Origin of the sequence: Prochlorococcus sp. MIT 1327, assembly GCF_047304785.1 — a bacterium.
Lineage (GTDB): Bacteria > Cyanobacteriota > Cyanobacteriia > PCC-6307 > Cyanobiaceae > Prochlorococcus > Prochlorococcus marinus_D.
Window position 1 is genome coordinate 2,200,623 of the sequence record NZ_CP138972.1, and the last position, 20,276, is coordinate 2,220,898.

Consider the following 20,276-nt stretch of genomic DNA (forward strand, 5'->3'; position numbering starts at 1 on the left):
TTTTTAGTGCTGGTGGTTACCAACACACCCGCTTTGATCTCATGGTTAAGCAGCTCTTCAGGCTTTGTATTCCAGGCACCCTTGCGTTAGGAGGCCTCACTGCGGGTTTGATCGGTTCCAGTGTGATGCTTGAAAGCATCACACCACCAAAGGCTCGAGCCCAGGCAACACCAGCGCTACTTGAATTTCGCTGGGAGAACTCTAAAGACTATAAAAAGCTCTATTACTGGCAAAGCTCAACCATCAGGCGTGACAGAGCAACCTATTACCTGATGCTGAAACCCAAGGACCGCAAAACTGCGATCCTCAAGCTAAGCATCTCTGTACCTGATTATTTCGATGCAAAGATCAAACCAAACAAGCTGAGCCTTTGCCTTGTCCATCTAGGGGGAATGCTCTCACGCACCCGTTGCAAAGAAGAGGTTCCTGCAATTTTCGAAGTCTCTGAAGACCAAACAAGCATTGAAGTCTTCCCGGACACCCCCATCCCTACAGAAGGCACCTATGCGGTGGTCATGAAAATCTTTAACCCCGACCAACGTGGGATGTTCCAGTTCAATGCCCTTGCCCAAGCTCCTGGAGATGTACCAATGGGCGGCTACCTTGGCAGCTGGCTCATTGACATCAACTGAACTGATAACTTGGTTGACTGAAAAAAGGCTGTACGCCGTTCTCCTTCAATGACAAAAAGAACCTTTGGTGGAACCAGCCGCAAGCGAAAACGCGTCTCAGGATTTCGTGTGCGCATGCGAACTCACACTGGTCGAAGAGTGATCCGCAGTCGCCGAAAACGTGGCCGCACCCGTCTGGCTGTCTAATCCATAACACTGCAGGTCAATCACTCAAATCACGCCACTTGCTCAGGAAGCCAACCTCCAATGGTGCTGCCAGCATCAATGCGATTAAGGGGAAGTCGATGTTTTGAGCGCCTTCAGAAGTGGGGCTATCGCTTTTATGGAACTTCAATGGTGCTCCGTGTCATCGAAGCAGATCCCCAACTGCTCAAAGCACCCCATCGGCACCACAACTCCACGGCATGCCGTTGTGCCGTTGTGATCAGCAGCAAAGTGAGTAAACGGGCCGTCATTCGCAACCGTCTGCGTCGACTTCTGCATGATCACCTAAGAAGCAGGCTTGAGGTGGCACCCGAGCATTGCAATCTCTGGGTGCTAATCAGCCTCAAGCCAGTCGCCTCCGCAATAGAATCGTCACCATTGCTAGAAGAATGCGACAGATTGCTCCATCAAGCAGGTTTGTTGTCATGATCACAACCTCAGAAGAGGTCTTCTATGAAGGAGGCCCCGCTCAAAGCGATCTCATCATCAACCTATTGATGGGGCTAACACTGATTGGCCTTCCTTTCACCATTGGGGCGGTGATTCGAGCGTTGTGGCTGCGCTTTCGCATTACCAATCGACGCGTTTCGGTGACTGGGGGATGGCTGGGACGCGATAAGACCCAAGTCGTGTATAGCCAAATCAAGGAGGTGCGCTCAGTGCCCCGTGGCCTGGGCTCCTGGGGCGACATGGTACTGGTACTCAACGATGGTTCAAGACTTGAGATGCGCTCATTACCTAGCTTCAGAGAAACCGAGAAATACATCAATGCACGGATTAGCGCCCGCAGGGCCAAAGGTTCACCCCAGGATCTAAAGGGCTTTGCGGCTTAAATAGCCCCCAGCGTGTAACCCAGCCATATAGGTGCTGATGCACACTGGCATCACAGTTCCATCCACCCTCAGCAATCGATCGTGATCGGGTACATCTCCGACAACATTCTGCTCCCGATCCTGGATTTCTTCTACGGATTAGTGCCGAGCTATGGCCTCGCCATCGTCGCCCTCACAGTGGTCATCCGATTAGCACTGTTCCCCTTAAGTGCTGGATCCATTCGTAGCGCTCGTCGCATGCGGATCGCCCAGCCGGCGATGAAGAAGCGCCAGGATGAAATCAAGAGCCGTTATGCCAAAGACCCTCAGAAGCAACAGGAGGAACTAGGGAAAGTCATGAAGGAGTTCGGCAACCCCCTCTCAGGGTGCCTACCCCTATTGGTACAGATGCCAATTCTCTTCGCCCTGTTTGCAACCCTTAGAGGATCACCGTTTGCTGATGTGCCTTACTTGGTGAACCTCAAGGTGCTGCCTAGCGACCAAATTGCAGCCATTGAACCCAAGCCATTTACCAGTAGCAAGCATTCGATTTTCATCAGTGAAACCAAACATTTCCCAGTCATTGCGTCTCTGCCAAGCGGCACAAAATTAGGAGTTGGAGACAAGGCCCAAATCAAGCTGCAAACTCTCACTGGCGAAAGCTTCACAAGCAGGCTTTCTGGCGTAGAAGGTGGAACCAAGTTCACGCCAACCTGGAGCGTCACCAAGGGGGATGATCTTGTCAAGGTGTCGGCCGATGGCACTGTCCAGGCTTTGGCTGAAGGCGATGCCACCGTTCAAGGCAAAATTCCTGGCCTTGCTGCCCAAAGTGGCTTTCTATTCATTAAGGCCCTTGGACAAGTTGGTTTCTACGTTGATGGGGAAATCAACTGGGATATTGCAATTCTGGTTGGTGGTTTCGGCTTGACGCTTTTGGTCTCGCAGATCCTGTCCGGCAGAGGGCTACCTGCGAACCCTCAACAATCAACAGCCAACAAGATCACGCCAGTGATGATCACTGGCATGTTTTTGTTCTTTCCACTACCAGCAGGTGTATTGCTGTATATGGTGATCGCAAACATCTTTCAAGCAGGTCAAACTTTTCTGCTTAGTCGTGAAGCCCTACCTGAGAACCTGCAGAAAATCCTCAATGACCAGCTATCCAAACCTGCTTTAGCAACAGAAGCCATCGGTGGATCAGATCGTCTTCCCTTTGAACCTAAAAAACGTAGTAAATGATCCCAGGGCTCCAACCCATTTCATTGCAAGACCTAAAAGCCTTGGCTGCTCCTCGGCACTGGTCTATCGAGGGACATCTGGACGAGATGGCCTCTCTCACCCCATTGAGAGGCAGCATCAGTGCCGAGCATCAAGGCAGCATTCTTGAAGTGAAAGGAAAATTCCAAACCATCGTCACCCTCTGCTGTGATCGATGCCTAAGCGAATTCAATCAAACTCTCGCCTGTAATACCGAAGAACTGATCTGGCTGAAGGGCAATGGTCCAAAACCAAACGAACTCAATAGCTCGAGCCATTCCGAGGATATGGATGCACTGATGGAGTGCCTTGACCCTCTTGGCAGCTTTGACCCAGAACGTTGGGTTTTCGAACAACTGAGTCTGCAGATGCCTTTAGTCAAGCGTTGTGGGGCCGATTGTCCCGGTCCAGCTCAACTGCAGCCCTCAGCCAAAACCACTGACGTGAAACCTGAGGGAACTGATCTCGATCCACGCTGGGCAGCATTACACAAACTCACCTCGCCATGACGAGCTGGGATAACCACCTGGATCTGCTAATCAGAGCCAGAACACCTCTCCTTTGGATTCGCAGCAGCGAAGAGGAGCGTGTTGAAGTGCTGCTTGAGCAAGCCGCAAAACGACTACAGCCCCGTCGCCTTGCCAGCTGGGATTTTATTGGCGGCCTTAAAGGCGTGCTTAACGAAGAAGGGCTTGGGGCACGTCAACCGATGGCCGTCCTGCAATGGCTGCAACAACTTGATGCCAGTAGTCCAACCCTATTGCTAGTCAAAGATTTTTATCACTTCTGCGAAGACGCTGGTATCGCACGCATGTTGCGCAACTTATCGGTTCACTTGCGCCATCAACCCCACACTGTGGTGCTCTGCTCAGGGCCATGGACTCCGCCCAGCGATCTTGATGATTCCCTGACCATTCTCGATCTCCCGCTACCTCAGGAACCAGAACTACGAACACTGCTGGAGAACATTGCCCAGGCAAGCGGCTCCCCCCTTTCAGCAGACGTTTTAGAAGAGCTCACCCACGCTTGCAGCGGCCTCAGCGAAATGAGGGTGCGTCAGGTGGCAGCCCGTGCCCTAGCCCAGCGAGGCAAACTAGGTTGGGCAGATCTCGCCGAAGTCCTTGAGGAAAAGCGTCAGACGGTTGCTCGCAGCGAGGTTCTGGAGTACTGCGTTACAGAAGCATCACTGGCCGACATAGGCGGCCTCGATAGCCTTAAGGGTTGGCTAGAGCAACGCCATCAGGCATTCTCCGACGAAGCTCGTCACTTTGGCTTGCCACTGCCCCGCGGCGTTCTACTGATCGGCCCCCAAGGCACAGGCAAATCGCTCACCGCCAAGGCCATCGCCCACAACTGGTCGATGCCACTGCTGCGCCTCGATGTAGGCCGCCTATTTGCCGGGCTAGTGGGTGCTAGCGAGGCACGTACCAGAGAGACGATTCAGCGGGCAGAAGCCATGTCTCCTTGCGTTCTCTGGATTGATGAGATCGACAAAGGTTTTGGTGGTGATGCCCGAAGTGATGGCGGCACCAGTCAACGTGTCCTTGCCAACGTGCTCACCTGGATGGCGGAGAAAACCTCCGCGGTCTTTGTCGTCGCTACCGCTAATGGCGTAGAACGCTTACCTGGAGAGCTTCTGCGCAAAGGTCGTTTCGACGAAATCTTTTTGCTTGACCTGCCATTCAGCGAGGAACGCCGCAACATCCTTGAGCTCCATATACAGCGACGAAGACCGAACTTAAACCTGCCCCTAGCTGCGGTCATCGATCGAAGCGAAGGCTTCTCAGGTGCCGAACTCGAACAGACTGTGATTGAGGCCATGCACTTGGCCTTCGCCGAACGCCGAGAACTTGGAGAGACCGACCTAATTCTTGCTGCCAGCCAACTGGTGCCGCTCTCCCGCACAGCCCGAGAACAGCTCAACGCCCTTAAGGAATGGGCCGCTAGCGGAAGAGCCCGAGCAGCATCTTCTGTTGCTTCCAATCTCCAGGCTGAATAGGCGTAACCAAACAGAATTCATTTGCTGGGCCAACAACACTTAGGCTGCCCGCGCTGACTTGAAAACCCTCGTGCTTGACCAGCGCCTGGTGCGGGACAACCCCGACCTGATTGCCAACGAACTGGGCCGAAGGGGCATGACGTTAGATCTAACGGGCCTACAACTGATCGCCCAGCAACAAAGAAATCTCGAGGAACAGCGCAGCAGCCTCCAGGCAGAAGGGAATCGGATCGGCAAGGAAGTCGGTCAACGGATCCAGCAGGGAAGCGACCCAAAAGCCAGCGACGTGGCAGAACTAAGACAGCAAGGCAACCTAATCAAGCAAAAGGTAGCCGTTTTAGAAGACGAGGAGAAACAACTATCAGCCCGATTGCGAGAGCAACTGCTGAGCTTGCCAAACCTGCCCTCCCCTGATTGCCCTGAAGGACGCGACGAGAACGACAACCAAGAAAGACACTGTTGGGGCAAGCCACGTGAAGAGAAAGACCTTCTGGAGCACTGGTCAATTGCCGAGAGGCTCAAACTTTTCGAAACAGAACGCTCTGTACGGATTGCCCAAAGTCGCTTCGTCACCCTGATGGGTCAGGGTGCACGACTGGAACGAGCACTCATCAACTTCATGCTCGACCTTCACACCTCAAAGGGATATCGAGAAGTGATGCCTCCGGTACTGGTGAATACCGCCAGCCTTACGGGCTCTGGTCAGCTGCCAAAATTCGCCGAAGAAAGCTTCCGCTGCGCTGAAGACGACCTCTGGCTAACACCAACTGCAGAGGTGCCGGTGACATCTCTGCACCGCGATGAAATCATCCCTGCTGAGCAACTGCCACTGCGATACGCCGCTTACAGTCCATGTTTTCGCCGCGAAGCTGGCAGCTATGGAAGAGACACCCGTGGCCTGATCCGGCTGCATCAATTCAACAAGGTGGAGCTCTATTGGTTCGTCCATCCAGACCATTCGCAGGCTGCCCACGCTCAGATCACAGCCGATGCCGAAGCCGTGCTGCAGGCCTTGGAATTGCCCTACCGCGTGATTGAGCTTTGCACAGGTGATCTAGGGTTTTCTTCCTCACGCACCTACGACCTCGAAGTCTGGCTACCAGGAGCAGGCGCCTTCAGGGAAATTTCAAGTTGCAGTATCTGTGGAGACTTCCAAGCACGGCGATCTGCTATTCGCACCAAAGACGAAAAAGGTACCCGACTCATCCACACCCTCAACGGCAGTGGCCTAGCGGTAGGACGCACCATGGCTGCCCTTCTCGAAACAGGCCAGCAATCTGATGGGAGTGTCCTCCTCCCCAAGGCACTTGTGCCTTATTTCGGCAACGATCGCCTAGAGCCAGAATGAACCCATTACTAGAAGCTGAATGAACGTTTTTGCGGCGCTGACGGTTCTAGCCCTGCTGATCATCATTCATGAAGCTGGGCACTTTCTGGCTGCCACTGCTCAGGGAATCCGTGTGAATGGATTTTCGATCGGGTTTGGACCGGCGCTGATCAAACGACAACGAAGGGGTGTCACATATGCGCTGCGAGTTCTGCCTTTAGGGGGCTTCGTTTCATTTCCGGATGACGACGAAAACAGCGAAATCCCCCCTGATGATCCCGACCTACTACGCAACCGGCCGATCAGACAACGAGCCCTGGTGATCTGTGCAGGGGTCATGGCCAATCTTCTGCTGGCATGGCTGGTGCTAATGGGCCAAGCCGTCATGATCGGGCTGCCAAGCCAACCTGATCCAGGTGTCATCGTTGTAGCCGTTCAACCCGGAGAAGCCGCTGCTGCTGCAGGGCTAGCCGCTGGCGATCGAATCCTCAGCGTGGATGGCAACGAGCTAGGGCGAGGTCAAGAAGCCATCCAGGCCCTGGTGAGTCAAATCAAAGAGTCACCAGGCAGCAAAATTCACCTGGACAGAGTCCGTTCGGGTCAACGCAGCAAGATTGTGCTCATCCCCGCTGAGCAACAAGGCAATGGCAGGGTGGGCGCCCAATTGCAGGCCAACGTCACAGGCAAAACCCGCCGGGCCCAGGGCCCCGGAGAGGTTCTGAACCATGTTGACAGCCAATTCATTTCCCTACTCAGTCGAACCATTAAGGGCTATTCAGGACTCATCACCGATTTCGCAACCACAGCCCAACAAGTCAGTGGCCCTGTGAAGATTGTCGAAATGGGCGCCCAGCTAACTAGCCAGGGTAGTTCTGGCCTAGTGCTCTTCGCGGCATTGCTTTCGATCAATCTCGCCGTACTCAATGCCATTCCGCTACCCCTACTTGATGGCGGCCAACTGTTGCTACTGCTATTAGAAGGCGTGCGTGGGCGACCAATTCCGGAGCGCATCCAGATGGCTTTCATGCAATCAGGCTTTTTTTTATTGGTAGGTCTCAGTGTGGTGCTGATCGTTCGCGACACCACTCAACTATCTGTGGTGCAACAGCTGATCGGTCACTGATCTGCCCTATTTGCAAGAGCCTGAGCAGCTGAAAACTGGGCAAGCAAAACAATTGCAGCAGTTGGAAGGTAAAGTTCGTTATCGACCCTCGCGCTTCAAAACTGCCGCATGGCTAAAAAGTCAATGATCGCCCGTGATGTAAAGCGCAAGAAGATTGTTGAGCGCTACGCAGCCAAGAGAGCGGCTCTAATGGCAGCATTCGATGCAGCCAAGGATCCAATGCAACGTCTTGAGATCCACCGCAAGATTCAAGCTCTCCCGCGCAACAGTGCTCCAACCCGCATCCGCAATCGTTGCTGGGCCACAGGAAAGCCAAGAGGCGTCTATCGCGACTTCGGGCTATGCCGCAACCAGCTCAGAGAACGAGCTCACAAGGGCGAACTTCCTGGAGTCGTCAAGTCCAGCTGGTAACTCTCAAGCCATTTCTGCATCTATAGGAGTGGAAAGCTCTTACTAATTCGCAAGAGGGATTGAAGTCATCCATCCCTCTTTTTTATTGCTTAGCAACTGAACCAACAGGAATCAATTCCAAAATTCCACGAAAGTTGACTCGGCAAAGTGCCAGTATGGTGCTTGACAAAAAAACATAAGAGAACGTGCAAGGTCAGACACAGTCGATCTCCTTTGATGGTCGGGAGATTCGGCTGACCACAGGGCGATATGCCCCCCAGGCCGGTGGTTCCGTGATGATGGAATGCGGCGACACCTCCGTCCTGGTAACCGCCACCAGATCGACAGGCCGCGAAGGCATCGATTTTCTTCCCCTGATTTGCGACTACGAGGAGCGGCTCTATGCCGCTGGCCGCATTCCTGGCAGTTTCATGCGACGTGAAGGACGCCCGCCAGAGAGAGCCACACTGATCGCTCGTCTAATCGACCGCCCCATGAGGCCCTTATTCCCTAGCTGGATGAGGGACGACCTTCAGATCGTGGCAACATGCCTCTCTCTCGATGAACGGGTTCCAGCAGATGTGCTGGCCGTTACGGGAGCTTCCATGGCCACCTTGCTAGCAGGTATCCCCTTCCAGGGGCCAATGGCTGCAGTAAGGGTAGGGCTTCTCGGTGATGATTTCGTTCTGAATCCCAGCTATCGAGAAATCGAACGTGGCGATCTCGATCTCGTGGTAGCTGGCACCCCAGATGGGGTTGTCATGGTTGAAGCCGGTGCAAACCAGCTGCCAGAAGGGGACGTCATCGAAGCCATCGACTTTGGCTATGAAGCCGTCTGCGAATTAATCAAGGCACAGCAAACCATCCTCAAGGATGCAGGGATTGAGCAGGTACAGCCGGAACCCCCCACTCAAGACACCCAGCTGTCGACTTATCTGGAAAAAAATTGCAGCAAGAGCATCGGGGAAGTGCTTAAGCAATTTGAGCAGACCAAAGCTGAACGCGATAGCAAGTTGGATGCCATCAAAGCGAAAACAGCTGAAGCCATTGACAGCCTCAAAGAAGACGATGCCGTTCGCAAGTCAGTGAATGCCAACAGCAAAGTCTTGAGCAACAACTTCAAGGCGCTCACAAAAAAATTGATGCGTGAGCAGATCATCAAACAAGGCAAACGCGTCGATGGTCGCAAGCTCGATGAGGTCCGCACCATCACTTCCGCCGCAGGCGTGCTGCCAAAACGCGTGCACGGATCCGGACTCTTCCAACGCGGACTCACCCAGGTACTGTCCACCGCCACCCTGGGCACACCCAGCGATGCCCAGGAGATGGATGACCTCAACCCTGGACCTGAGAAGACCTATCTACACCACTACAACTTTCCCCCCTATTCCGTTGGCGAGACACGTCCAATGCGATCGCCCGGGCGCCGTGAGGTAGGCCATGGTTCCCTCGCTGAACGCGCCATCATTCCAGTCCTGCCTCCCAAGGACACCTTCCCTTACGTGCTCAGGGTGGTGAGCGAAGTCCTCAGCTCCAATGGGTCCACCTCGATGGGCTCGGTCTGCGGCAGCACCCTGGCCCTCATGGATGCAGGTGTTCCACTGAAGGCTCCAGTCAGCGGAGCCGCCATGGGCTTGATCAAGGAAGATGCTGAGATTCGCATCCTCACTGACATCCAGGGAATCGAGGACTTCCTCGGTGATATGGACTTCAAGGTGGCTGGAACAAAAGATGGCATCACGGCTCTGCAGATGGACATGAAGATCACCGGCCTTCCGGTCAAAACCATTGCAGAAGCTGTCAATCAGGCCCGCCCTGCCAGGATCCACATCCTCGAGAAGATGCTGGAAGCCATCGACGCTCCCAGAACTACCCTCTCTCCCCATGCCCCGCGCCTGCTGAGCTTCAGAATCGATCCAGAACTGATCGGCACAGTGATTGGCCCTGGAGGTCGCACAATCAAGGGCATCACAGAACGCACGAACACCAAGATCGACATTGAAGACGGTGGCATCGTCACGATTGCTTCTCATGACGGGGCTGCTGCAGAGGCAGCCCAACGCATCATCGAAGGACTCACCCGCAAAGTAAACGAGGGGGAGGTGTTCACCGGAACCATCACAAGGATCATTCCGATCGGGGCTTTCGTAGAGATCCTGCCCGGCAAAGAGGGCATGATCCACATCTCCCAGCTGTCAGAGGCTCGCGTGGAGAAGGTCGACGACGTCGTAAAAGTAGGTGATGAGGTGACAGTACGGATCCGAGAGATTGACAATCGTGGCCGTATCAACCTCACACTCAGAGGCGTGCCTCAGAACGGCGAAGAGACTCACTCAGAGCCAGCTCCAACTCCTGTAGCACCTCTCAACTGAGGGGCTACAGGTCAATTCAAACCTGAAAGCCGGGATCAATCTCTTGCATCGCCCGCGCCGCTGCTTCACAAAGCTGGGCGTGGGCGAGGCCATGGCTGGCGATCAAACATCCAGCCTGACGTACATCACCGCTGTTGTAAGCAAGCTGGCGTCCATCAGCATGAGTGAAACATCCCCCTGCCGCCATCAGCACCGCCTCTGGAGCCGCCATATCCCAATCTTTTGGAGCACTACGACCTGAAAGAGAGATATACAAATCTGTTTCTCCGCGCAAAATCGTGGTCACCTTGCAACCCACACTGCCCACAGCCTTGCTACCACCAAGAGCAAGACTCTCTAGCAGTTGTTCAAGCCTGTTGTCGCGGTGGTTGCGACTCGCTACCAGCATCAACTCACCAACAGCCTGGCGCTGACTAAAACGCACCGGCGAACGTTGTCCCTGCCGGTCTTCGCACCAAGCCCCAGAACCAATCACACCGAACCAAAGCTCCTCGGCTTCTGGCAGGAGTACCACGCCAAGCACTGGGCGTTGACCACGCACCAAAGCGAGATGCACGGCGTATTCACCTGTGCCCTGCAAGAAGTCCTTTGTGCCATCCAAGGGATCCAGGATCCACAACCATTCCGCCGCTAAGGGTTCGCCTGCAGTGAGTTGCTCCTTGGCCGTCTCCTCACTCAATAGAGTCCAATCTGCCAAGGGGAAATTCGCTTCTAAGCCATCCAGAAGCCAACGGTTCACCGCAAGGTCAGCGGCAGAAACAGGCCCCTCACCACCATCGTCAACACTCAGAGCCTTAGAAAATCCATGCGGTGGCTGTTCTCCCCTGGCATAGGCCAGCAGGATGTCTGCAGCACCCCAGCTCAATCGCCTCAAGTGCTGCAACAAAACCTCCAGATCCACACCAACAGGTAGAAGAGGTGCGTTCGGCATCATGAATAGACACGTGCAAGCCTCATTTTGAGCCAGCGAGAGGAACCAGCACCAGGGGTGCTCTATGTGGTTGGGACGCCCATTGGTCACCTCGGAGATCTCTCCCCCAGAGCACGCTCTGTGCTCGCGAATGTCTCTGCCATCGCCTGTGAAGACACACGCCATAGCGGCCATCTACTCAACGGCCTGGGCGCGCAGAATCAACGTTTCAGCTTCCACCAACACAACACCAAAGCTCGCCTCCCCCAACTACTTCAACTGCTCAACGAAGGGCAAAGCCTGGCTTTAATCAGTGATGCTGGGCTGCCGGGAATCAGCGATCCCGGCGAACAACTCGTCGCAGCCGCTAGGGCCGCTGGGCACCAGGTGATCTGTATTCCCGGCCCCTGTGCAGCAACAACAGCCTTAGTGAGCAGCGGACTTCCATGTGGCCGCTTTTGTTTTGAAGGTTTTCTAGCCTCCAGAGGCAAGGAACGACGGCAGCAGCTGGCAGCGGTCGCCAGCGAGACCCGAACAACCATTCTTTACGAAGCGCCACACCGTCTGGTGCAACTGCTGAAAGAATTGGCGCAACTTTGCGGGGATGAGCGGCCCTTACAGGTGGCCAGGGAACTCACCAAACGCCATGAACAACAAGTAGGGCCAACGATCGCAGCAGCCCTACAGCATTTTCTTGAAAACAAGCCTCTAGGGGAATGCACTCTTGTTCTAGGAGGTGCTCCAATTTCAGGACCAGATCAGCAAAGTGACGCGCATTGGCGAGCGGAATTGACAGCATTGATGGCCAGTGGAGCAAGTGCAAGCGATGCCGCTCGACAACTCGCTCAACAATCAGGACAATCCAGAAGGGCTCTCTATGCCCTTGTACACCAAATGGTAGAAAACGAGAGCGAGTGAACTCCTAGAAAGGGCAAACTAAGGGGAACCATCGAAAACACATCATGCTGCTGCGGCTGCGGCTGCTAACAACCAGTCTTGTCAGCGGCGGATTGCTCCTGGTCGTGCTCTGCTTGGGAGCCCAAAATCTCAATGATCGCCACAGTCTCAGGCTGGGTGATGCCAAAAGCGCAGAGCTCCCCACAGGTTTTCTGGTAGGGATTTCAATCATCGCAGGTGTCATTAGTGGCGGCAGTACAGCCGCTCTGCTGCTGCCCAAGCCAAGAGCCTGAACGACTCTGACTCTGAAGAGACGAATCAAGAACCGTTCAGATCGATGGGGCTTGAGAATCAAGGGCAATAAGTGAACCCTCCAGCACCAAACGAGTGATTCCGCGAGCCAACAGATAGGAGGTGGTGAGCTCAAAAACGCTTGTATCAGGTACCTTGATCACCCTTTGACTACGTCCACACTGACGTTTGGCAGAACGAGGATTCGCAAACAAACAAAGAGCCCGTCTGTCTTGATCATCATCGGCTAGCAAACCCAACTCAGAGAACTCCTTCAGAGGGCGTGCATCAAGTTCAACTGTCTTGTCGACAAGCATATAAACGCTGCTAGGTAACAAGCCAGGCAAGAGAGGCTCACATTTCACCGTTGGACGATCACTGAAAGCAACAGAATCTGCGACTAAAGGAACCAGCTCGCGAAACACCTCGGACTCAGGCAGATCGCCCATGTCCGCCTCGAGATCTCCTTCTTCGCTCGAGTCCTCTTCCGGATCATCACCAAAGTCATCCGCATCATCGAGAGCAAGAACACCTACAGCTTCGTCGTCCAACGCGAGCCCATCCACCTTCCCCTCTTCAAGCTTCACCTCATCAAACGAATTCAGCGTCGATGAGCTCGACTCTGATGGATCATTAACGGTTGCTTCTCCAACAATAGAGAGAGGCTTAGAGATGGCACCACGCTGGGCACGAGAAGCCTTCACCGTGACGTAGTCCTTCTCTGAAAGCAGCGTTTTAACGGTGCGAGTGACAGTATTAGGACTGCAGCCGTAAGCCTTGGCAAGGCTTGCAGTGGCATCACCTGCCCTGTAGCGCTCCACAAGCTCAGATTTCTGACTGTCGCTGAGCCGGCTGGCCGCCATCGAATGCAAGTTCGCAGCGCCTAACCATAAGCGGCCAACGCAACAATGACTGTCAAAATGATCTAGTGCTCCCTTAGCTCAGCTGGATAGAGCAACTGCCTTCTAAGCAGTCGGTCGATGGTTCGAATCCATCAGGGGGCGTTGAGATCTCAGCGATTGCGATTTATTAGTTCTGGCTATTTTCTGGCTAGCGCCACCCCCACCCCATCAGGCAGGCCTTTCTTTCGCAGCCCAGGGTTCGGATGACGCTGGGATCACTGCTAGTTGCCATGGGCTACAGCGGCCCTGAGTTCACCAAGTAACCGGGCACCACCACCTGCAGCGCGATCTGCTGGTCGAATCCTGGGCGAGGGACCGACTGCCTGATCAGCAGTGGGTCCCTGCGTTTGCACCCCCCCCCTGACGCGTCACAAATACAAACAATCCTGCAAACGGAGTAGGAGCGGGCGCCCATAAACCCAGTCCAGAAATCTGATTACAGCAGCTGAGACGTATGCCTTCTAAGCAGTCGATCGATGGTTTGAATCCATCAAGGGGCGTCAGTCAGAGGAAACGAGTTGAGGAGTTGAGTTCTACAACCGCACCCCAGCTTTTTTGCAATAAGCGCGCTTAATTTTTACTTTAGTGAAAAGCCATGCATCATTGAGCGGATAACATCTTCTATCTCAGCTTGGCACTAGTGAGCCCCGCAGCGGTGCAATTTGAAGATATTCTGCACTTCAGCGGATGATTGCTAGAGGGATTTTTCTTTTGAGTTAGCAAAAGCCTTGAGCGCATGTTCCTTTATTCTGTTCGCAGCACTTAAAATTACCTAGCAAACAAGATTATTCATCCACTTACGCTCGCCAGGAATATTAACCGTCAATCCAAGAATAATAAGTCAAGTAAAAATATTCCGGCGAGTGAGTTCAAGAGCAGCAGTTGCTGCACAAAATCACAAAGGTACACCAATAAAAAGCCAAGGCATTTCCGCAGAGATCAACATGAAATTGTTGCTGATTTGATTAAAGAATAACTGGACGAGCATGAGCATGGATTGCAATCTATATCCGAATAATGATCTATTCTTCAACCCATTGACTTGCCTATCCAGTACTAAGATCGATCATCATTGCTTTTCTCTTCAGCAACACATTCATGCATGCCCGCATCATCGGCTTCGCTGGCTAATGCGACAGAAGTCACATCTTCAGCTTTTGCAACTTCATCAATTCCCTCTGGTTCACGCTGAATTAGCTCTTTAACAAATGCCACAAGAAGATTATATAATCTTACAAATCTAACGAAAAGGTCTTTAAGGTCAATCAACATGCCCTCAAGGAGGGCTTTTATCTCCTCAGCCTTTTCACCTTTATTGAGCAGCAGGATCAAAGCCCCAACTCCTAAAACAATGCCCCCAAAAGAAAGAAGAATAAGCACAAAAACAACTAGAGCAGCCATGAACCTCCTTTTGACGCACTTAGACGATCACGCACATATCCATTAACGACAAGCAGCCTTCAATAAAATTCAGGAATCAAAAGCGCTCATCTTTAATGGAGCAATGACTATGCCATTCGATTCAATCGGCTTGGGTGCTGAATGATGGCTAATTGATGAGTCCTCAAAGCTGTGTTCATAGTTCAGAAGCTAGAGGTGGTCGCAAAGACTGACTTGCATATGAACCAATATTCAGCGACAAAATAGCAATGCAGCTAATTTCATCACTGACGAGGTTTGGCCCCATGCCTACTAATGAGATCAACACTCTTGAGCGGAATAAGGGTCTTATCACGGTGATGACCGAAGGGCCATTGGCCTTTCATCGCATCAGCGAACCCCTGCAGCAACTTATCGAGCAACAGGGTTACAGGGAGGGTGCTCTAGTGCTGGCCGGTCTGCACACCACCACAGCCCTGATAGTGAATGAATGGGAAGAACGCCTACTTGAAGACATCAAGCATTGGCTCAATCAATTGGCCCCAGCGGATCTGACCTGGAAACACAACGACCTTCATCTTCGCCCCAATATCCCTGAGGATGAACCGCGAAATGCCCATGCACACTTACAGGCGTTGCTGCTCGGGAATCACCTCACGGTTTCTGTCCAGGATGCCCAACTCGTGCTAGGTCGATATCAAGATGTCATCCTGGTGGAGTTAGACGGTCCACAGCGGCGACAGGTTGGCGTGAGCTTTCTGGGTGTTTAAAAGCTTAAAATGATCCCTCAAAATCAACCAGCCCCCCCAATCTTTACACCATCCTAATTAACACCAACGCGATGAGCTAAAAGCCAAGAGTTACTCCTAACCAGTGCATAACGAATGCGAAAACAAGCATCTCAACAGGCCAATCACCTAGCCAAGACAAAAGATCATATAGGTGCTCCAATGAAAGCGCTGCTGGAATGCCATCACAGTTTTTTTTATCAAGGTCAATCACACTCATCACTCGGGCTAATTCTTAACACCCCTGATATCCAGAAGCTGAACAACTTGGCTCACTTGATTGAGCAGATTTCCTGTATGCATGAATTGGTTAGCACTTAAAGCCAAACACGCCGGCATACAGACCTATCGAAGATGAGGTTCTCCTAAAAACAAATCGCTGCTCTTGACGACTGCTCAGCCAATACTGCTAGAGGGTGATCATTCGATTTTTGAGCAATTCAATGAACATTGTAAAAATATATTCGCCATTGTGAGTCTCCTATCTGCTATCACGAATCGACTTGGTCGGGTGATCATGACGCTCAAAAACTTCCTAATGATTGGGGAAGGAAGCCCTCACCGGCAAGGCCAGGAGTCTGCATCCCTCTTGAGGATCTTGCTAACGCGAGTATCCCATCACTGGCAATAGAGTTTGATATCCCTGCCAAAAATGGATGCTTAGGAAGTATCCACCCCCCTGCACAAGGTGTCACCTGTATTCCTATAGCAAATAGGTTTAAACTGTTTCACTACTACCATGAAAAGTTTCATATCTACGGAATATTGATTATCTAGGTCGCCATCTGATTGGGGGCAGCCTTGCTAACTCAACCCAGGAGAACAAACACAACTGAACTGTATCCCAGAGGATATTTGCTCTAATGTCTTTTTACTGTCAACACTCATGATGAACTTGCTCGCCACTGCAGGGCCTTTCGGCATCTCGCCTTCAGCTGATCAACTCATGGTGATCAACCTTTCCGCAATCCTGGTGGGCACCACATTCAATGCTCCTCAGAAGGTCATCAAATGGGGCGGGCTGGTCATCGCTGTTGTGACTGCAACCTGTGCACTCTGGTGCGGACACTAAGAACTCGACAGCTTTCGGCTTGGGGGCAAGATTGACCTCTTTAAAAAGCTAGCCATCAGGCAAGGCAGCAAGCTCATGAAAGGTCTCAATGTGCTCGTCCATCACGCTGACCCATCGCAGCATCGACGATGGCAAGAAGAACAACTGCTTTGTGTGACCACATCAATAACACCCTGCTTAATCAGAACGGCCAAGACTGTGAATGCGCTTGGTGATCCCTAAAGGTTCGTTTGATCTAATGCTGATAGCGCACCTGCTATTGAAGCCCCAGATGTCACTGTCATCAGCCTGAAGACAGTGAAAGCACTAGAAGCATGCTGAGCAATCAGCCCTGTGATCAAACTCACCACTGGTATTCAGCCAGCCCACTGCCTCTCAAATGAAGATGCAAGAACCTGCCAAAAGCGGTGGATCACGAAAACAAAAAGTCGACAAAGCTATACGGGAAAAACAATAAAAAAAGCCCAGCTTTAAAAGCTGGGCTTTTTAGTGATATCAACGCTAATTAAATCCAGTGATGATACTTCTGAGAGATTGGTTGATCCAATCAGTACCAATGAAAAGTGCCTATCAATTTAGATCTAACTGCTCATGCGAGCACCAAGAAGAAAATTGGCGAGCAATCAACCACCAGACCTAGAGAGTTGCCGACCCAACTGGTCGAGGACAAGCAATCCAAGGATCAGCATAAATAGGCCAACAGCCAAGGAGGGGCCAACCAGACCGCGAGCCACCTCTACCACCGTCACAACGCTAGCCAGTAGCACAATGCCGACTAGCCATGGAGTCCCTGTGCCCCAACCTCTCAGAGAGCCATACACGCCGGAAGAGGGCAAGATATAACCAGTGAGGATAAGGCCAACGATCACGAAGACACATACCAAATAGAACTGCCAACCGAGAGTCCCGGTAAGGACGATGACAGGGGAGCCGAAACTGCCAAGAACTGGAGGCATAATTTTTTAGCAGCCTTTACTTGAAGACGCCGAACCTTACCACATTTAGAAAAAATGAAGCTGGGCTCCGCTAAAAATTACAACAGGCCCCATCCCTGACGGAATTCACGATCGGACAATCTGATCAGTTTGATGTGATAGCAATAGATCTACCCAGATTTTCGTTCACCATCTCTACATCAAAGCAAAAGCCTACAAATGCTTGACTTCGAATTTAGCACGCATTTTACATCATCATTTCACAAGATTTACAGATCAAAAGATATCTCTAAATAACCAAGAGAATGAAGCTAGATCTGCGGTATTCCAGGGAGAATAGATGAATTGAGCAAGAGCAATAAATCAAACAATCATCACAATTCCAAGCCAATCTCTACTGGCTTATTAATACTTTTTTTTTATTTTCCAGCCACCTTAAAAGGCTCTTAATGAGTCGCCTAAATATTCGACTTCCGAAGCAGATGTCTCGCCAATCGATTAAGTTGGGATCGTCGTCTTTACTTGTGAGGGCAGGCGTTATCAATGGATGAAAGTTCATTGAGAAAGAGACCTGCACCAAAATTTGATTGTTCTAAGGCAGAGCTCGCATGCCTAGCTCTATCAACGACAGATCACGACTCAACAGCATGCGACTTGGACATGATCGCCATGCAGAGCATGATCTCTTTAAAAGGAGATGGCAGCTGCCAGTTAAAAGAATTCCTACCTGCAAGACGGGTGCATCCAGCAATCGATACCAGATCCCCGATAGGGTCAGATCTCAGAGCCTGAGCAGATCATGAACCTGGCAGCGACCTATTTTGGTGCCAACGGTTGGTTGCTGGAGTTTGGTGCCTGCAGGGTATTAGTGGATCCCTGGCTCACCGGCCAACTCTCCTTCCCACCAGGCCCCTGGTTGCTGAATGGCCGACTGCCCTGCGACTGGGCTGTGCCTGACAACCTTGATCTGCTGCTTTTAAGCCAGGGTTTACCAGATCATGCCCACCCAGAAACACTGCAACTTCTTCCCAGGGATCTCAAGATCGTTGGCTCCCCCTCGGCCGCAAAACTAGTTGGGCGCTTGGGGTTTACACAAGTAACGCCATTGCATCCTGGAGAGAGCACCAACATCGCTGGACTCACCATCCGCGCGACCGCTGGAGCCATGGTGCCCTCGATCGAAAACGGTTATTTCATCAGCCATGCTGACGGCAAGATCTACCTTGAACCTCATGGTTTTCTCGACAGCAAAATCGAATCACAATCCGTTGATGCGGTGATCACCCCGGTGGTTGATCTTGGTCTGCCTCTTGCAGGGGCTTTTGTGAAAGGCCGTCAAGTCCTGCCTGAATTGCTCAAAAGATTTGAGCCAAGCACCGTCCTTGCTAGCACTGCTGGAGGGAATGTTCGCTTCGAGGGGCTGCTGAGCAGCTTTATGCAGATGGAGGGATCAGCAAAAGACGTTGCCGAAATGATGCCTGCTCGGGTCAAGTTCATTGACCCAGAACCCGGCAAACGCTACGCCCTTACCTCCAAGCAATCTCTGGTTTAACCATCTAGCTGATGAGCCCCGTCAGCAAGCTCAAGAGAATCTCAAACTGACGAGATTGAGGCCATGACAAAGACAAAAAAAGGTGATGTTGGCAATCAATCGTTCTTTCAGGCCAGAGGCTTCTGAAAGCTGTCTCGACTACAGCGAAGCAAAGCAGGAATCTCTGGAGCGTGTCTTGAAAACGAAGGGGTTATTTTGATCTGAGCTTTAACGCTGCGAAAACTGGCTGAAGCCGAGACTGAGCCTCTTCACAGGGATAGACATGATTCATCTCATGCAAATTTCCTTGCTCTGAAGAGCACAATCCACATCAGGATTATGGTGTTAATAGCAAACTATTTTCTAAAAGGATCATCTGCTGTTCCTTGAACGTCAACGCAATTTTGATAGCCCATTTTGATTTTTTTGCCCGCACAAAAAAAGACCCGGATCAAAAATCCGGGTCTTTGAATACAAATTGACTATTCAAACTAGAGACTCAGCCACCGTGGCAGGAGAAGGCACCCATCAAGAAGTTGTGAACGCCTGGTACTGTGCGATCCAAGCCATAAATGAAGAGAGTCGACGCAAACAGAGTGGCCAATGTCTTCTGAGCCCAGTTGAGGCCTGAACTTCTTGAGAGTGCAGAATTCATTGATCGCAAAAGCAAGCGTCTATTAAGACTAGCGCCTTTTCATGCTTTCGCTGTTGCAAACATGAATTGAAGTACAAGCCTCATTGATGAGCCCAGCCCCGCAAAGCGCCAAGAAACCACAAGGGAACAGAACAACTCGACTCAAGCAAGGCAAAGCATGGTTGGCGCGATTAGCAAGCAGCGAAGGATCACAAGGCTTAAGCGGCGACACACTCAGCACTTGCATGGAAATACAACAGCTGTGGCTTGTTCAAGCGGATTGAAAAACAAGTGTTTTCTCCGCAAACCTCTATCCATAAGAGGGGATTGAGCTGCTTGCTATTCCGAAAAATTCCAGCTAATCAACCCAATCGCTGTCAAGAACCAAAGCGCTACTACAAATGCACCAAAAGCCCAACTCCCTCCTCTGCCAACGGCCCACAGCCAAACAAATAGGCCGATAAACGCCAACACAATTTGAATCAAAATGTCTTGCTCAACAGGCAACGCAAGGAGCAGATCTCTGAACATGGATCAACAAGCAGATCACAGCTTCCATCATTAACAAGTGTCGACGATGGGAGGAGGCAGGAAAAGAGTTTTAACCCTTAAAAACCATTATAGCATCAGCTCGCCAGACTTGAAAGGGCAGAACATTAAGGAGGCCCATGATTATCAGCGACCCAAGTATGCAAATACCCTGGATTTTGCAGGCATGCTTTAAGTTATTAATCAACAAAATTATAGTTTTTCATAGAGCTAATCGCGGGCAAGAAGCTCAATACTGAAAGTCAATAGACAAGCAGGAAAGCCTCTTTAG

At 51.8% G+C, this 20,276-nt stretch carries 23 protein-coding genes and 1 tRNA gene; 18 read left to right on the forward strand and 6 right to left on the reverse strand.

Annotation, left to right across the window (positions count from 1 at the left end; all coding sequences use genetic code 11):
- Positions 1-41 precede the first annotated feature (41 nt).
- The 11 genes from SIB80_RS11035 (at position 42) to SIB80_RS11085 (ending at position 10,116) form a co-directional block, all read left to right on the forward strand.
- Complete coding sequence (locus SIB80_RS11035; protein ID WP_063419731.1) at positions 42-632, forward strand: DUF2808 domain-containing protein; 591 nt, start codon at positions 42-44, stop codon at positions 630-632.
- Positions 633-680: 48 nt separating this feature from the next.
- Positions 681-818 (forward strand): 50S ribosomal protein L34, encoded by a 138-nt coding sequence (rpmH, locus tag SIB80_RS11040; RefSeq protein WP_011825283.1) that lies wholly within the window; start codon positions 681-683, stop codon positions 816-818.
- Positions 819-878: 60 nt separating this feature from the next.
- Entirely contained in the window at positions 879-1,265 is a 387-nt protein-coding gene (locus SIB80_RS11045; RefSeq protein ID WP_063403643.1) for a ribonuclease P protein component, read from the forward strand.
- Positions 1,262-1,669, forward strand: a complete 408-nt coding sequence (locus SIB80_RS11050) for a PH domain-containing protein (RefSeq protein ID WP_011130738.1) — start codon at positions 1,262-1,264, stop codon at positions 1,667-1,669. Before SIB80_RS11045 ends, SIB80_RS11050 begins: the two co-directional genes overlap by 4 nt.
- An 81-nt stretch (positions 1,670-1,750) precedes the next feature.
- The gene (yidC, locus tag SIB80_RS11055) at positions 1,751-2,887 is read left to right on the forward strand and encodes a membrane protein insertase YidC (RefSeq protein ID WP_011130739.1); all 1,137 of its coding nucleotides are present in this window, start codon (positions 1,751-1,753) and stop codon (positions 2,885-2,887) included.
- On the forward strand, positions 2,884-3,414 hold the full coding sequence (locus SIB80_RS11060) for a YceD family protein (RefSeq protein WP_063419730.1): 531 nt from the start codon (positions 2,884-2,886) through the stop codon (positions 3,412-3,414). Before yidC ends, SIB80_RS11060 begins: the two co-directional genes overlap by 4 nt.
- Entirely contained in the window at positions 3,411-4,904 is a 1,494-nt protein-coding gene (locus SIB80_RS11065; protein WP_063403640.1) for an AAA family ATPase, read from the forward strand. The genes SIB80_RS11060 and SIB80_RS11065 overlap by 4 nt, the downstream gene beginning before the upstream one ends.
- 70 nt (positions 4,905-4,974) lie before the next feature.
- Positions 4,975-6,252, forward strand: coding sequence for a serine--tRNA ligase (serS, locus tag SIB80_RS11070; RefSeq protein ID WP_063415752.1), 1,278 nt, complete (start codon positions 4,975-4,977; stop codon positions 6,250-6,252).
- A 19-nt stretch (positions 6,253-6,271) separates the two neighbouring features.
- A complete protein-coding gene (rseP, locus tag SIB80_RS11075; RefSeq protein WP_063419729.1) occupies positions 6,272-7,354 on the forward strand; it encodes an RIP metalloprotease RseP in 1,083 nt (360 codons plus the stop codon).
- A gap of 108 nt (positions 7,355-7,462) precedes the next feature.
- On the forward strand, positions 7,463-7,765 hold the full coding sequence (gene rpsN, locus SIB80_RS11080; RefSeq protein WP_011825275.1) for a 30S ribosomal protein S14: 303 nt from the start codon (positions 7,463-7,465) through the stop codon (positions 7,763-7,765).
- A 185-nt stretch (positions 7,766-7,950) separates the two neighbouring features.
- Positions 7,951-10,116 carry a polyribonucleotide nucleotidyltransferase gene (locus tag SIB80_RS11085; RefSeq protein ID WP_063419728.1) on the forward strand — a complete coding sequence of 722 codons (2,166 nt, stop codon included), beginning with the start codon at positions 7,951-7,953 and terminating at the stop codon, positions 10,114-10,116.
- A gap of 16 nt (positions 10,117-10,132) precedes the next feature.
- Here the strand turns inward: SIB80_RS11085 and SIB80_RS11090 are convergent, their stop codons facing one another.
- Complete coding sequence (locus tag SIB80_RS11090; RefSeq protein WP_063403636.1) at positions 10,133-11,050, reverse strand: 3'(2'),5'-bisphosphate nucleotidase CysQ; 918 nt, start codon at positions 11,048-11,050, stop codon at positions 10,133-10,135.
- Between the two features lie 24 nt (positions 11,051-11,074).
- Here SIB80_RS11090 and rsmI point away from each other — a divergent pair, with 24 nt between their 5' ends.
- Both rsmI and SIB80_RS11100 read left to right on the forward strand, forming a co-directional pair.
- Positions 11,075-11,944, forward strand: a complete 870-nt coding sequence (gene rsmI / locus SIB80_RS11095; RefSeq protein WP_063419727.1) for a 16S rRNA (cytidine(1402)-2'-O)-methyltransferase — start codon at positions 11,075-11,077, stop codon at positions 11,942-11,944.
- 44 nt (positions 11,945-11,988) lie between these two features.
- A complete protein-coding gene (locus SIB80_RS11100) occupies positions 11,989-12,216 on the forward strand; it encodes a hypothetical protein (RefSeq protein ID WP_063419726.1) in 228 nt (75 codons plus the stop codon).
- Between the two features lie 36 nt (positions 12,217-12,252).
- Here the strand turns inward: SIB80_RS11100 and SIB80_RS11105 are convergent, their stop codons facing one another.
- Positions 12,253-13,077: a hypothetical protein gene (locus tag SIB80_RS11105; RefSeq protein WP_063419725.1), complete on the reverse strand. Its 825-nt coding sequence runs from the start codon at positions 13,075-13,077 to the stop codon at positions 12,253-12,255.
- 67 nt (positions 13,078-13,144) lie between these two features.
- Here SIB80_RS11105 and SIB80_RS11110 point away from each other — a divergent pair.
- Positions 13,145-13,218, forward strand: a tRNA-Arg gene (locus tag SIB80_RS11110).
- Between the two features lie 119 nt (positions 13,219-13,337).
- Here SIB80_RS11110 and SIB80_RS11115 read toward each other — a convergent pair.
- Together SIB80_RS11115 and SIB80_RS11120 are read right to left on the reverse strand one after the other, a co-directional pair.
- Positions 13,338-13,469, reverse strand: a complete 132-nt coding sequence (locus tag SIB80_RS11115; RefSeq protein ID WP_255454367.1) for a hypothetical protein — start codon at positions 13,467-13,469, stop codon at positions 13,338-13,340.
- Between the two features lie 703 nt (positions 13,470-14,172).
- Positions 14,173-14,517: a hypothetical protein gene (locus SIB80_RS11120; protein ID WP_063419724.1), complete on the reverse strand. Its 345-nt coding sequence runs from the start codon at positions 14,515-14,517 to the stop codon at positions 14,173-14,175.
- 284 nt (positions 14,518-14,801) lie between these two features.
- Here SIB80_RS11120 and SIB80_RS11125 point away from each other — a divergent pair, with 284 nt between their 5' ends.
- A complete protein-coding gene (locus SIB80_RS11125) occupies positions 14,802-15,266 on the forward strand; it encodes a secondary thiamine-phosphate synthase enzyme YjbQ (protein WP_063419723.1) in 465 nt (154 codons plus the stop codon).
- Between the two features lie 904 nt (positions 15,267-16,170).
- Positions 16,171-16,356 (forward strand): hypothetical protein, encoded by a 186-nt coding sequence (locus tag SIB80_RS11130; protein ID WP_236066038.1) that lies wholly within the window; start codon positions 16,171-16,173, stop codon positions 16,354-16,356.
- Between the two features lie 623 nt (positions 16,357-16,979).
- Here the strand turns inward: SIB80_RS11130 and SIB80_RS11135 are convergent.
- Positions 16,980-17,312, reverse strand: a complete 333-nt coding sequence (locus SIB80_RS11135) for a hypothetical protein (RefSeq protein ID WP_011825262.1) — start codon at positions 17,310-17,312, stop codon at positions 16,980-16,982.
- A gap of 778 nt (positions 17,313-18,090) precedes the next feature.
- On the opposite strand from SIB80_RS11135, the gene SIB80_RS11140 reads away from it, so the two are divergent.
- Positions 18,091-18,843 carry an MBL fold metallo-hydrolase gene (locus tag SIB80_RS11140; RefSeq protein WP_063419720.1) on the forward strand — a complete coding sequence of 251 codons (753 nt, stop codon included), beginning with the start codon at positions 18,091-18,093 and terminating at the stop codon, positions 18,841-18,843.
- 478 nt (positions 18,844-19,321) lie between these two features.
- Here the strand turns inward: SIB80_RS11140 and SIB80_RS11145 are convergent, their stop codons facing one another.
- The gene (locus SIB80_RS11145; protein WP_196757079.1) at positions 19,322-19,477 is read right to left on the reverse strand and encodes a hypothetical protein; all 156 of its coding nucleotides are present in this window, start codon (positions 19,475-19,477) and stop codon (positions 19,322-19,324) included.
- A gap of 86 nt (positions 19,478-19,563) precedes the next feature.
- On the opposite strand from SIB80_RS11145, the gene SIB80_RS11150 reads away from it, so the two are divergent.
- Complete coding sequence (locus SIB80_RS11150) at positions 19,564-19,740, forward strand: hypothetical protein (protein WP_169190016.1); 177 nt, start codon at positions 19,564-19,566, stop codon at positions 19,738-19,740.
- Positions 19,741-20,276 lie beyond the last annotated feature (536 nt).

Coding starts and splice junctions, on each gene's coding strand:
- SIB80_RS11035 (WP_063419731.1), top strand. CDS start 42: ATGGTTAAGCAGCTCTTCAGGCTTTGTATTCCAGGCACCCTTGCGTTA.
- rpmH (WP_011825283.1), top strand. CDS start 681: ATGACAAAAAGAACCTTTGGTGGAACCAGCCGCAAGCGAAAACGCGTC.
- SIB80_RS11045 (WP_063403643.1), top strand. CDS start 879: ATGGTGCTGCCAGCATCAATGCGATTAAGGGGAAGTCGATGTTTTGAG.
- SIB80_RS11050 (WP_011130738.1), top strand. CDS start 1,262: ATGATCACAACCTCAGAAGAGGTCTTCTATGAAGGAGGCCCCGCTCAA.
- SIB80_RS11060 (WP_063419730.1), top strand. CDS start 2,884: ATGATCCCAGGGCTCCAACCCATTTCATTGCAAGACCTAAAAGCCTTG.
- SIB80_RS11065 (WP_063403640.1), top strand. CDS start 3,411: ATGACGAGCTGGGATAACCACCTGGATCTGCTAATCAGAGCCAGAACA.
- rseP (WP_063419729.1), top strand. CDS start 6,272: ATGAACGTTTTTGCGGCGCTGACGGTTCTAGCCCTGCTGATCATCATT.
- rpsN (WP_011825275.1), top strand. CDS start 7,463: ATGGCTAAAAAGTCAATGATCGCCCGTGATGTAAAGCGCAAGAAGATT.
- SIB80_RS11090 (WP_063403636.1), bottom strand. CDS start 11,050: ATGATGCCGAACGCACCTCTTCTACCTGTTGGTGTGGATCTGGAGGTT.
- SIB80_RS11100 (WP_063419726.1), top strand. CDS start 11,989: ATGCTGCTGCGGCTGCGGCTGCTAACAACCAGTCTTGTCAGCGGCGGA.
- SIB80_RS11105 (WP_063419725.1), bottom strand. CDS start 13,077: ATGGCGGCCAGCCGGCTCAGCGACAGTCAGAAATCTGAGCTTGTGGAG.
- SIB80_RS11120 (WP_063419724.1), bottom strand. CDS start 14,517: ATGGCTGCTCTAGTTGTTTTTGTGCTTATTCTTCTTTCTTTTGGGGGC.
- SIB80_RS11125 (WP_063419723.1), top strand. CDS start 14,802: ATGCCTACTAATGAGATCAACACTCTTGAGCGGAATAAGGGTCTTATC.
- SIB80_RS11130 (WP_236066038.1), top strand. CDS start 16,171: ATGATGAACTTGCTCGCCACTGCAGGGCCTTTCGGCATCTCGCCTTCA.
- SIB80_RS11135 (WP_011825262.1), bottom strand. CDS start 17,312: ATGCCTCCAGTTCTTGGCAGTTTCGGCTCCCCTGTCATCGTCCTTACC.
- SIB80_RS11140 (WP_063419720.1), top strand. CDS start 18,091: ATGAACCTGGCAGCGACCTATTTTGGTGCCAACGGTTGGTTGCTGGAG.
- SIB80_RS11145 (WP_196757079.1), bottom strand. CDS start 19,477: ATGAATTCTGCACTCTCAAGAAGTTCAGGCCTCAACTGGGCTCAGAAG.
- SIB80_RS11150 (WP_169190016.1), top strand. CDS start 19,564: ATGAGCCCAGCCCCGCAAAGCGCCAAGAAACCACAAGGGAACAGAACA.